The sequence below is a fragment of the Trichococcus sp. K1Tr genome, from assembly GCF_028309625.1.
In the GTDB taxonomy this organism is placed as follows: Bacteria; Bacillota; Bacilli; order Lactobacillales; family Aerococcaceae; genus Trichococcus.
In genome coordinates, this window is the sequence record NZ_JAQMHR010000002.1 from 529533 (window position 1) to 540613 (window position 11081).

The window sequence follows — 11081 nt, forward strand, 5'->3', positions numbered from 1 at the left end:
CGCACGGTTTGCGGAATGGGCGTTCTTTGTGGTTTTGGGTAATCGTTGCGTGCGCGCAGTCGTTATTTGAATTTCTTCGTGATGTAAGGGTTCAACCAACGGTACAACAACGTGGACAAGAAAGCTCCTACGAGACCTTGCGCGATGTTCAGCGGGAATGAAGCGATCGCGGCACCGAAGCCGAAAAGGATCGTGTCCCCAATGGCGTATCCAATCGCCATCCAAACACCGGCGATCACCGTGGCAACCAATGGCTTCTTGTGATCCATTTTCTGGAACAACCAGCCGGCAAAGAATCCTTCCAAACCTTTTACGACAAAAGTGATCGGTGCATAGAAGGCATAACCGGCGAACAGGTCGGCCAACATGCTGCCGAGTGAGCCGACGAAGAAGCCAGCACTGCCTCCGAAGGACAGACCGGCCAACAGAAGGACCATGTCCCCCAAGTTGACGTAGCCGTAAGGAATCGGAATTCGGAACAATAAGGTCATGACGACAGTAAGCGCCATAAATAAGGCCAAAACAACCAATCTGTAAGTACTGTTTTTTTCAGTTTTCATGCAATTCGCCTCCAAGCATTATTTTTAATTATAGCCCTTATGCAAAAGTTTGCACTCTTTTTCTCATCGTTTTCACAATAATTTCCAAAATGATGGAAAAATGAGGAAATCCAATGAAAAGATGATAGAATGGGAATAATTGAGTTTCAAAAGTAAAGGGGTGCAAGCATTTGAGTCAACCGAGAGTACTGATTATCCAAGATATTTCCGCCAGTTGCCGCATTTCGATGAACGTGGCGGTTCCCGTAGTGAGCTGCCTGGACAATTGGGTGAGCATCCTGCCGACAGCACTGTTGTCCACTCATACGGGTAAAGAATTTGAAGGCTATACCTTTTTGGATCTGACCCAGGAAATGGGCGGCATCCTGCAGCATTGGCAATCATTGGGCATCAAATTCGACGGCATCCTGATCGGCTATCTGGGTTCGCGCCAGCAGATCGACATCGTGCGGGGGATTATCCATACGTTTGCGTCCGAAGATGCCCACATCGTTCTCGATCCGGCGATGGGCGATCAAGGCGTTCTCTATCCGGGTTTCACGCTTGAATATGTGGATGAAATGGCGGCGCTCTGCAATGAAGCGACGGTGATCACGCCGAACGTGACGGAAGCCTGCTTTTTGACCAAACGCCCCGTGTTGAAGAAGCCTTACAAGGAAGCCGAGGTTGCGGAATTATTGGCTGATTTGCGGGTGTTGAATCCGAAGAGCGTCGTGCTGACGGGCGTTTCCTTGGAACCGGAAAAGATCGGTGCTGTCTGCGTCAGCCAAAACGAACCTGAAGCGCAGTATGCCTTCGCGAAACATTTTCCCGGCCATTATGACGGCGCGGGCGATCTCTTCACGAGCGTCGTTGGCGGTCTGCTTTTCCAGGACCTGCCGCTGACCATAGCCACCGAAACTGCCGTCCACTACAACAGCATGGTAATTGAGCGCACCCTGAAAAGCGGACGCGAACTGCACTATGGCGTCCAATTCGAGACGGATCTGCCGTATCTGATCGAACAGCTGCGCAAATACAAACCAACTGAATAGATAATTTTTTTCAAGAATTTTTTCGGAAAGAGACGTGAGAAAATGAAAATAGAAACTGTAGCCATAATCGGATTGGGTGCCCTGGGGATCCTCTACGGTAATCATTTCACGAAAGCCATCGGAAAGGATCACGTGCGCATCGTCGTCAACAAAGCGCGGATGGCGCGCTACCAGGAACAAGGCATTTCCTTCAACGGAGAGCCATGCGATTTCCAATACGTCGACGAAACGGATGCCAGCTTGGCGCCGGCGGATCTGGTCATTTTGGCCGTAAAGGGGACCCAATTGGATGAAGCGATCGAAACCGCCCGCCACCAAGTCGGACCGGAGACGACGATCATTTCGGTGCTTAACGGTATCTCCAGCGAAGAAGTCATAGGTGCGGCTTTCGGTGGCGAGAAGGTCGTACACTGCGTAGCCCAAGGGATGGACGCGTTGCGCATCGGCAATGATGTGAAGTCTGTCCATATCGGCGAACTGCGCATTGGCCTCGATGCTCCGGAAAAACAGGCGCGTTTGGATGCGGTGGCGGCTTTCTTCGAAGAAACGGCTTTGCCGCACGTGGTCGAAGCGGATATCCTGCACCGCATGTGGGCGAAATTCATGCTTAATGTCGGCGTGAATCAAGTGCTTATGGTGAAGGAAGGCACTTTCCGCGACATCCACGAAGCAGGGCCAACTCGCGATCTGATGATCGCTGCCATGCGCGAAGTCCTGCCGATCGCCCAGAAGGAAGGCGTCAACCTGACGGAAACCGACCTGGAAAATGATTTGGCGATCATCGACGGACTGACGCCGCTGGGGATGCCATCGATGCGCCAGGATGGCATCGCGAAACGGCCTTCAGAGGTCGAGTTGTTTGCAGGCACCATTCTGAAAAAAGCCAAAAAATATGGACTGCCTGCCCCGACGAACCAGTACCTGTATGACCAGGTCCAGTCCATCGAAGCAACTTACTGAGAGAACGGATTACTGGCCTTCGCAGGCGAAGGCATCAAGCCCTCGCCTGCGGGGGCTTTTGCGTTGTTGCTGAAGCTTCAGGCAGCACCGGATGATTTTTGGCGAGTCCAACTCCGGCGGGGCCCTCCTCGCCGGAGCTGAGGCGAGCGCAAATCCTGCACCTCCGACGAACCCATGCTCGGCGGAGGACAGCCTGCGATTTTGCGCCCAGCTCCGGCCAACATTCGCTCACAGGAGCAGAGCAAATCACCGGAACCCCAACTCCGTTGAGAAGGGCGCTCACCGGAGGGAAAGCTCGATACCCGACGCTGGCAGCATTTTTTTGTTATAATGGAAGCATTCATTCTACAATCGTCAAAAAGCACGAAAAAGGAGCCAAAATCATGACACAAGAACAACTGAAAAATCGAGCGGACGTCCCTGAGGCGTTGACTTGGGATGTGACCGCACTCTATAAAACAAGAGCAGACTTCGAGGCTGCTTTGAATGGTCTAAAAGTTGCAACAGCAACCTTCGCAACGACATACGAAGGCAAACTCACGGACGCCAAAACGATCCTTGCCGCTATGAAGGAATACGAAAAGCTCATCGAAACCGCAACTTTGGCGGATCACTATGCGATGATGCCGGAAGCGACTGACCTGACCGATCCGGACAACGTCGAGCTGTCCCGCCAAACGGCGAACGCGATGGCGGACATCAGCGCCCAACTGACATTCTTTGAATCGGAACTGATCGGCTGCGACGCCGCTGTCCTCGATCAGGTCGTTTCGGAAAAAGTGCGTTTCGCTTCCTATGTCCGCCACATCAAGAAAAACAAAAGCATCCAGCTGGCGCCTGAAGTCGAAAAGGCATTGGCCCAGTTGGCCCCGACATTGGATGCGCCTAGCGCCATCTATGAACAGGCTCGCCTTGGCGATATGGACTTCGGCACTTTCATGGCCGACGGGAAGGAATATCCGTTGAGCTTCGTGCTTTATGAGGATTACTACATGTATCATGACGACACGGCGATTCGTAGGGCAGCTTTCGATAAATTTTCGGCTGTACTAAGCGATTACGAAAATGTGGTCGCAACGGCCTACTATACCCAGCTGCAAAAGGAAAAGACGTTGGCGACAATGCGCGGTTTCGATTCCGTGATCGACTATCTGCTCTACGGGCAGGAGGTGACGCGCGATCTGTATGACCGCCAAATCGACACGATCATGAACGACCTAGCGCCGGTGATGCAGAAATACATCACCCATCTGAAGGAAATCCGCGGACTGGACAAAATGACTTATGCCGACTTGAAGATCGCGCTGGATCCGGAATATTCGCCGCAAGTTTCGATCGAAGAGTCGCAGGTGATGGTTCAGGATGCCATTGCGGTACTGGGCGAGGATTATACCGACCGGATCATGCGGGCTTATCCGGAGCGTTGGATCGATTTCGCCCAGAACATCGGCAAGTCGACCGGTGGATTTTGTACCAGCCCATACGGCACGCATCCTTACATCCTGATGTCATGGGCGAACCAACTTTCGGACGTCTATACGCTGATCCATGAATTGGGCCATGCCGGCCAGATGATCCTGTCGAACGAAAACAACAGCATCCTTGGTTCGGAGCCATCGTTGTACCTGATCGAAGGCCCATCCACCTTCAATGAACTGCTGTTGACGGAGTCATTGGCGCGCAAGAGCACGGATGCGCGCATGCAGCGCTTCGCTTTGACGAAGATGCTTTCCGACACCTATTTCCACAATTTCGTCACGCACTTGCTGGAAGCCGCCTATCAGAGGGAAGTCTACAACTTGATAGACGCGGGCAAGAGCTTCGATGCCGGCAAATTGAGCGAAATCAAACGGAACGTGCTGGAGCGATTCTGGGGAGATGCTGTGGAAATCAACGCTGGAGCGGAGCTGACATGGATGCGCCAGATCCATTACTACATGGGGCTGTATTCCTACACCTATTCGGCCGGACTGACGATCGCGACGCAAGCCTTCCTGCGCGTCAAAACGGAAGGCGAAGCGGCTGTCGGAAAATGGTTGGAATTCCTGGCGCTCGGGGACCAATTGGAATCCGCAGAAGCCGCAGCATTGGCCGGTGTGGACATCAAAACGGACCAGGCGCTGCAGGATACGATCCATTATTTGGACGAAGCGGTCGATCAAATCATCACACTAAGCAAAGAACTTGCTTAAGAAAGAGGAAACTATGGACGGAAAACTCAGAAAAAACATCAAAATCGGCGCTTTGGTCGATATCGTCTTGAAGAAAGACCAACGCACCGGGAAATTGACAAGAGGGCATGTGAAACGGCTGTTGACGAACAGCCCCAATCATCCGCACGGCATCAAAGTCATGTTGGTTGAAGGTGACCAGGTCGGACGTGTGCAACAAATCGTGGACGAGGCATAAATTGGAATGAAAAATGAGAAAAAAATCGATTGATCGCTACTTTTCTCAGAAAAAGGAATCATATGAAAATCCGATGATAGTTTTTTTGTTGACAGTTCTTTTCAAATCTTATATTATGATTTCATACCACAACTGAATAAAACAAAGTCAGTGATGAAGAGAGTAGATTTGAATATTTTCTCCAGCGAGCCGGGACAGAGTGGAAGCCCAGCAGTAAAATATCAGATTGAAGCGCACTTCGGATGACGAAAAGGTGAACGTTCAGTAGCCTTTTACGCAATTTATGCGTTAATTTAATCGAGGTGGATTTGTTGTTTCACAGCAGATCAACTAGAGTGGTACCGCGGAATCAAACATTGACCCGTCTCTTGTAGCAATACAAGGGGCGGATTTTTTATACCCAAAGGACCACCATCAAAAACAAAAAAAAGGGGATTATATACAAATGGATTCAACTTTCTTTGAGACCTACATGCCGATCTATTTCCAAGGCGCAGGTTATACGATTGGCCTTTCGATCAGCGCGATCGTACTGGGCGTCATATTAGGAACAGGATTGGCATTAATGAAAATGTCACCCAACAAGTTCCTCAGCATATTAGCGAAAGGGTATATCCAAATTGTGCGGGGTACACCATTGTTGGTGCAATTATTCATCATTTATTACGGGTTGTACGTCATCAATATCGAATTGCCTGACTTCCTGTCCGGCGTCATCGCTGTATCATTGAACTCTGCAGCCTACATCGCCGAAATCATCCGTTCCGGTATCCAAGCGGTCGACAAAGGCCAAATGGAAGCCGCCCGCTCGATCGGGATGAGCAAATCAATGGCAATGCAAAAAATCATTTATCCACAAGCCATCAAGAATATACTTCCGGCTTTGGGTAACGAATTCGTTACGCTGATCAAAGAAACATCGATCGTTTCCGTGTTGGGCTTGCGCGACTTGATGTTCGCAGCAAATACGGTCCGCGGTGCGACCTTCTTGCCATTCGGCCCGCTAGTGGTCGCTGCCGTGATGTACTTCATCATGACATCAATCGTCTCTAAATTAGTGGACATTCTAGAAATGAGGTTGAAACAAAGTGATTAAAACAGAAAAACTTACGAAGTCCTTCGGCGACAAACAAGTTCTGAAAGGCATCGATGAACAAATCAACTCGGGTGAAGTTGTCGTTATCATCGGACCATCCGGATCGGGCAAAAGTACCTTTCTGCGCTGCATGAATCTGCTTGAAGAACCGACAACCGGGAAGGTTATTTTTGAAGGTAAGGAAATCAACAAAAAAGGTGTGGATATCGATTCCATCCGCACCAAAATGGGCATGGTGTTCCAAAGCTTCAACCTTTTCCCGCATCTGACGGTTTTGGACAACATCATGATCGGACCGCAGCATGTCAAAAAAGTACCGAAAGACAAAGCCGAAGCGATTGCCAGAAAATTGTTGGCGCGCATGGGCATGTCCGAAAAGGCTGATGTCTATCCACAATCCTTATCGGGCGGACAGAAACAACGGATCGCAATCGCGCGCGCTTTGGCGATGGAGCCGGATATGATGCTGTTCGATGAACCAACATCCGCGCTTGACCCGGAAATGGTCGGCGAAGTGTTGCAGGTAATGAAAGACCTTGCGTTGGAAGGCATGACGATGGTAGTCGTGACCCACGAAATGGGCTTCGCGAAAGAAGTCGGCGACCGCATCCTTTTCATGGATGACGGCCAAGTGATGGAACAAGGAACACCGGATGAGATTTTCAATCATCCAAAAAGTGAGCGGACAAAGGATTTCTTATCGAAAGTCCTATAAAATAAAAAACATATTTGGAGGGGTTAGGATGAAAAAAGGATTATTGAAATTAGCTTTGGGTGCAATGAGCATTCTTGCTTTGGCAGCATGTGGTAATACAAGCGAGACAGCGGACAGTTCCGCAACAGATTCAGCAGCTACAACAACTGATAAATTGCAGGAAATCAAGGACAGCGGCAAATTGGTGATGGGTACATCAGCGGATTATCCGCCATACGAATGGCACCTTGTGAAAGACGGCAAAGATACAGTAGTCGGTTTCGACATCGATATCGCGCAAGCAATCGCTGATGAATTAGGCGTTGAGTTGGAAGTCAAAGACATGGACTTCGACGGATTGATCCCGGCATTATCCACAGGCAAGATCGACATGATCATCGCCGGCATGAACCCGACTGAAGAAAGAAAACAAAGCGTTGACTTCACTGACATCTACTACACACAAAAAGACGTATTGGTTATCAGAACAGAAGACGCTGCAACCATCACATCTGAAGATTCATTGAAAACAGCTGCATTATCGACGCAAAAAGCGACAATCCAAGAAGATTACCTGTTGGAAAACTTCCCGGATGCTGAAATCCAATCCGTACCGAAATGGAACACAGCAATCATGTCCTTGACGACAGGAAAAGTGGATGCTATCTTGATGGTTGAAACGGTTGCGAAGCAGTTCGTTTCCCAAAATGATACTTTGATGATCGCTGAATTCGATGTAAACAGTGACCTGAATCAATCAGCAATCGCAGTCGCTAAAGACGGCGGCGCATTCCTGGAAACTGTGAACAGCATCTTGACTGAGCTGAAAGACAGCGGGAAAATCGAAGAATTGATCCAAATCAATACACAATTGATGGAAGACAATACAGCAGAATAAAAAAGTAATATACCAATAAAAGTGCAAGGGTGCTCTGAAAAGGGCATCCTTTTTTTGAAACAATCAATGAATGCGGAGGAATCACGATTGAAAAAAGGGTTTATGAAAATGATTTTGGGAACGATGAGCCTCTTGGCTTTGGCAGCATGCGGAAACACGAGCGGAACAGCGAACAGCGCTGCGACGGATGGAAGCAGCGCATTGCAGGAAATCAAGGACAGCGGCAAATTGGTCGTCGGAACCTGTGCGGATTATCCTCCGTATGAGTGGCATCTTGTGCAGGACGGAGAAGACAAAATCATCGGCTTCGATATCGATATCGCCCAAGCCATCGCGGATGAAATGGGGGTCGAGCTGGAAGTCATTGATATGGACTTCGACGGCCTGATTCCGGCATTGTCCACAGGCAAGGTCGATATGATCATCGCCGGCATGAACCCTACGGCAGAAAGAAAACAAAGCGTTGATTTCACGGACATTTACTATACTCAAAAGGATGCCCTAGTGATCAAGTCGGAGGATGCGAAGGATATCCGATCGGAAAACGACCTGAAGAAGTCCAGCCTAGCGACGCAAAAGGCGACGATCCAAGAGGAGTACTTGCTGGAAAATTTCCCGGATGCTGAAATCAAGTCCGTGCCGAAATGGAACACGGCCATCCTGTATTTGGTGACCGGCAAAGCTGATGCCGTATTGATGGTGGAGACTGTTGCGAGGCGATACGTCGAAGAGAACGAAGGCCTTGAAATCGCCGACTTCGACGTCGCCAGCACGCCGAATGAATCCGCCATCGCCGTCGCGAAAGACAGCGAAGATTTTCTGGATGCGGTGAATGACATCCTTGACGAAATGGAAGACAGCGGCAAGATCGAGGAACTTATCCGTACGAATATTGAGATTATGGATGAGAACACCGGGATTTAGCCAAAAAAAAGAGAAGGAGATTGCCGGTATGTCCGGATTTCCTTCTCTTTTTGCGCTATTAGATTTACTTTTTCTTCTTCAGATCCATGTAGCCGTTGTACACCGTTGCAAAAATCCCAAAGAGGATACCGACGATCGGAAAGATGATCCAGGCGCTCCCCCAAGCGTAATAAACAAAGCCGGCAATCAAATAGATGGCAGCTGCCAGCGGGAAGACGACCCCCGCGACGATACCGACCACTTTATTCTTCTCGGCTTTATCCTTCGCAAACTCTCCGATCGACAGCAGTTTCTCGTACGTTTCGTCCTGGATGCCGTAGAAGATAAACAGGAAGACGCCGATTGCGATGAAGCTGAGCAGGAACACAAGGGACAGACCGTTTTCCTCACCGAGCAGGACTACGGAAAGCAGCATGGAGACGGGCGCCAAGATGCAGAGCGCGACCCCAATCGCGATAGCGACGGCCAATCTTGGCCGGAAGGCTTTGTGTTCAGCTTTCAGGCGGGTATAGGTCGTGGAGTCGATTTGGATTCGTTTATGTTCCAGCTCAAATTGCTGTTCCTTCATTCCGTAAAGAATGAACAAGGCGACACCGGCTGCGATGAAGATGAACAGCGGCACGAGTGTTAGAATATCCATCAGTTCACTCGTACGGCCTCCCTGACCGTTTCGGTATCCAGTAAGGTACTGGCCGAGAAACAGGCTGGCTGGGCCCATAATGCACAGGAAGACGCCAGTCGCCATCGCCCAAGCGAAGTGATGGCGATGATCGATGTATTCATCGACTTGTTCGGGAGTAAGGTAGACTTCGTTTTGGGTATTTTCTGCAGGTGATTGGGCTTGGTAGGATTCGGTGAAGTCATCAACATTACCCTGAGCCGCTATGGCAGTGCTGATCGCCTCATGCTCGCTTTTGCCTTCTGATTTCAGTTGCTGGTATTTGTCTTTCATTTTTGTTAGCATGGCTTGCTTGTGGGCTAGCATCTCCGGTGTTTTTGGCAGATTTACAAAAACGGAATCTACATAATTGCTGATCGTATCCATAGTTCATCCTCTTTTCTGATGATGGCGCGTGATTTGAGTTGCTTTATAGAGTGCTCGTGTGGAACTGTTGGGAGTTTTTTAGTCATCTAAAGTGTAGCACTTTTAGGTGGGGCGTGGAAATGATATGTGTAATTCCAAGAGTAGAATGAACCTAGCATTTTCAATGATTATTTCTACAGGCCGTTCCATTTCCTTAAATATTCGGTATAATTAATTTGGTATAAATAATTAATGAAATACATACATAACGATTAATGATAGGGAAGAAGATGGGCATATGAACAAATACCGGACGGCATTGATGAATCGTCCCTTTATGTATATTGAGAGTAAACGAATTGCAGAAATGATGCTTCAAGGAAAAACTGAAGAAGAGCGACGTTATGAAGCGATTGAATTGAATGCCATTCAGATGCCCTCCCTGGACCGAAGAAAGACATCATACAAGGAAATCAGTCACCGATTATCCTTTTTGGATGATTTCTTTTTGGAAAAATTCATGAACAGCGATGCGGATACCGCGAAAGCGATACTGGCATATGCGATTCTGCAGACAGATCAGCTTTATTATGAATTCATGCGCGAGATCTATCTCGAAAAAATCTTGTTACTTCAAAAAGATTTGGCAAAAAAAGAAGTGATTAATTTTTTATACAAGAAGGCCGAACAGAGTGAAGTAGTCGTCAAGTGGGCAGATAATACGAAAGAACGGTTAGCGAGTGGATTTATCCAAATGATGCGTGAATCCGGGTTTATAGTGAGCAATCATGAGGAGCATCAAGTTAAGCGTCCTCTGATCAATCAGGGCGTGAGGGCATATCTGCGGAAGAACGGCATCAAACCTATCGTTGAGATCATGTTAGGAGAATTATTATGAAACAAATTATCGAAAGACTGAACGATTTACAGGAAATCATATTGGAGCCGGATTTCACAAACAAAAAAGGCTTGGGTGGTGAAATCGGTTTTTACATCTTCGATTATGATGCAACTGACGAACTGATTGTCCGTCAGACGATTCCGGAGCTCATCCAATACAGCCAAAAAAGAAACGAAGCTTTGCGATTCCAAGTCTTCGATTTATATGACATGATGATCCGCTTTTTTGAAAAGCGAGGCTACATCGAAAAAAACATCAAGATGGAACAGCAGAAATCAAGCGAAGAGTTGTTCAGCGTCATGCGTAAAGCCCTCAAAATCGCGACCAACCGGGATGTGTTCGTGCAGACTATCCGGGAAGAGTTGGAACCGGGAGCGATTGTTTTCATTACCGGAATCGGCAAAATCTATCCGATTCTTCGCTCTCATATACTATTGAATAACTTGCAGATTGTAGTTGAGGACCAGCCTTTGATTTTATTTTTCCCGGGTACGTACGAGGATAACAAAATGCAACTTTTTGGAGAGTTCAAGGACGATCATTATTATCGTGCCTTTCAATTAGTAGGTAGATAGAGGAGG

General features: G+C 48.3%; 12 protein-coding genes and 1 other annotated feature. Of the genes, 10 read left to right on the forward strand and 2 right to left on the reverse strand.

Annotated features, from left to right (window positions below):
- Positions 1–62 precede the first annotated feature (62 nt).
- On the reverse strand, positions 63–560 hold the full coding sequence (locus PH235_RS05975) for an ECF transporter S component (RefSeq protein WP_272161461.1): 498 nt from the start codon (positions 558–560) through the stop codon (positions 63–65).
- Between the two features lie 170 nt (positions 561–730).
- Between PH235_RS05975 and PH235_RS05980 the strand changes: the two genes are divergently transcribed.
- The 8 genes from PH235_RS05980 (at position 731) to PH235_RS06015 (ending at position 8575) form a co-directional block, all read left to right on the forward strand.
- The gene (locus PH235_RS05980) at positions 731–1594 is read left to right on the forward strand and encodes a pyridoxamine kinase (protein ID WP_272161462.1); all 864 of its coding nucleotides are present in this window, start codon (positions 731–733) and stop codon (positions 1592–1594) included.
- 42 nt (positions 1595–1636) lie between these two features.
- On the forward strand, positions 1637–2554 hold the full coding sequence (locus PH235_RS05985; RefSeq protein ID WP_272161463.1) for a ketopantoate reductase family protein: 918 nt from the start codon (positions 1637–1639) through the stop codon (positions 2552–2554).
- A gap of 383 nt (positions 2555–2937) precedes the next feature.
- Positions 2938–4746: an oligoendopeptidase F gene (gene pepF / locus PH235_RS05990; protein ID WP_272161464.1), complete on the forward strand. Its 1809-nt coding sequence runs from the start codon at positions 2938–2940 to the stop codon at positions 4744–4746.
- A gap of 13 nt (positions 4747–4759) precedes the next feature.
- Complete coding sequence (locus tag PH235_RS05995) at positions 4760–4963, forward strand: YwbE family protein (protein WP_086626980.1); 204 nt, start codon at positions 4760–4762, stop codon at positions 4961–4963.
- A 141-nt stretch (positions 4964–5104) separates the two neighbouring features.
- Positions 5105–5335, forward strand: a binding site (T-box leader).
- Between the two features lie 73 nt (positions 5336–5408).
- Positions 5409–6059 (forward strand): amino acid ABC transporter permease, encoded by a 651-nt coding sequence (locus tag PH235_RS06000; RefSeq protein ID WP_086987378.1) that lies wholly within the window; start codon positions 5409–5411, stop codon positions 6057–6059.
- Entirely contained in the window at positions 6052–6774 is a 723-nt protein-coding gene (locus PH235_RS06005; protein WP_272161465.1) for an amino acid ABC transporter ATP-binding protein, read from the forward strand. Before PH235_RS06000 ends, PH235_RS06005 begins: the two co-directional genes overlap by 8 nt.
- Positions 6775–6802: 28 nt before the next feature.
- Complete coding sequence (locus PH235_RS06010) at positions 6803–7651, forward strand: transporter substrate-binding domain-containing protein (protein ID WP_272161466.1); 849 nt, start codon at positions 6803–6805, stop codon at positions 7649–7651.
- Positions 7652–7738: 87 nt separating this feature from the next.
- Entirely contained in the window at positions 7739–8575 is an 837-nt protein-coding gene (locus tag PH235_RS06015) for a transporter substrate-binding domain-containing protein (protein WP_272161467.1), read from the forward strand.
- A gap of 64 nt (positions 8576–8639) precedes the next feature.
- On the opposite strand, the gene PH235_RS06020 is transcribed toward PH235_RS06015, so the two are convergent.
- On the reverse strand, positions 8640–9620 hold the full coding sequence (locus PH235_RS06020; RefSeq protein WP_272161468.1) for a hypothetical protein: 981 nt from the start codon (positions 9618–9620) through the stop codon (positions 8640–8642).
- Positions 9621–9897: 277 nt separating this feature from the next.
- Between PH235_RS06020 and PH235_RS06025 the strand changes: the two genes are divergently transcribed.
- Together PH235_RS06025 and PH235_RS06030 are read left to right on the forward strand one after the other, a co-directional pair.
- Positions 9898–10497 (forward strand): DUF1819 family protein, encoded by a 600-nt coding sequence (locus PH235_RS06025; protein WP_272161469.1) that lies wholly within the window; start codon positions 9898–9900, stop codon positions 10495–10497.
- Positions 10494–11075, forward strand: a complete 582-nt coding sequence (locus PH235_RS06030; protein WP_272161470.1) for a DUF1788 domain-containing protein — start codon at positions 10494–10496, stop codon at positions 11073–11075. The genes PH235_RS06025 and PH235_RS06030 overlap by 4 nt, the downstream gene beginning before the upstream one ends.
- Positions 11076–11081 lie beyond the last annotated feature (6 nt).

Bases quoted from the DNA above. Each gene is read 5' to 3' on its own strand.
- PH235_RS05975 (WP_272161461.1), bottom strand. From the start codon at position 560: ATGAAAACTGAAAAAAACAGTACTTACAGATTGGTTGTTTTGGCCTTA.
- PH235_RS05985 (WP_272161463.1), top strand. From the start codon at position 1,637: ATGAAAATAGAAACTGTAGCCATAATCGGATTGGGTGCCCTGGGGATC.
- pepF (WP_272161464.1), top strand. From the start codon at position 2,938: ATGACACAAGAACAACTGAAAAATCGAGCGGACGTCCCTGAGGCGTTG.
- PH235_RS05995 (WP_086626980.1), top strand. From the start codon at position 4,760: ATGGACGGAAAACTCAGAAAAAACATCAAAATCGGCGCTTTGGTCGAT.
- PH235_RS06000 (WP_086987378.1), top strand. From the start codon at position 5,409: ATGGATTCAACTTTCTTTGAGACCTACATGCCGATCTATTTCCAAGGC.
- PH235_RS06010 (WP_272161466.1), top strand. From the start codon at position 6,803: ATGAAAAAAGGATTATTGAAATTAGCTTTGGGTGCAATGAGCATTCTT.
- PH235_RS06020 (WP_272161468.1), bottom strand. From the start codon at position 9,620: ATGGATACGATCAGCAATTATGTAGATTCCGTTTTTGTAAATCTGCCA.
- PH235_RS06025 (WP_272161469.1), top strand. From the start codon at position 9,898: ATGAACAAATACCGGACGGCATTGATGAATCGTCCCTTTATGTATATT.
- PH235_RS06030 (WP_272161470.1), top strand. From the start codon at position 10,494: ATGAAACAAATTATCGAAAGACTGAACGATTTACAGGAAATCATATTG.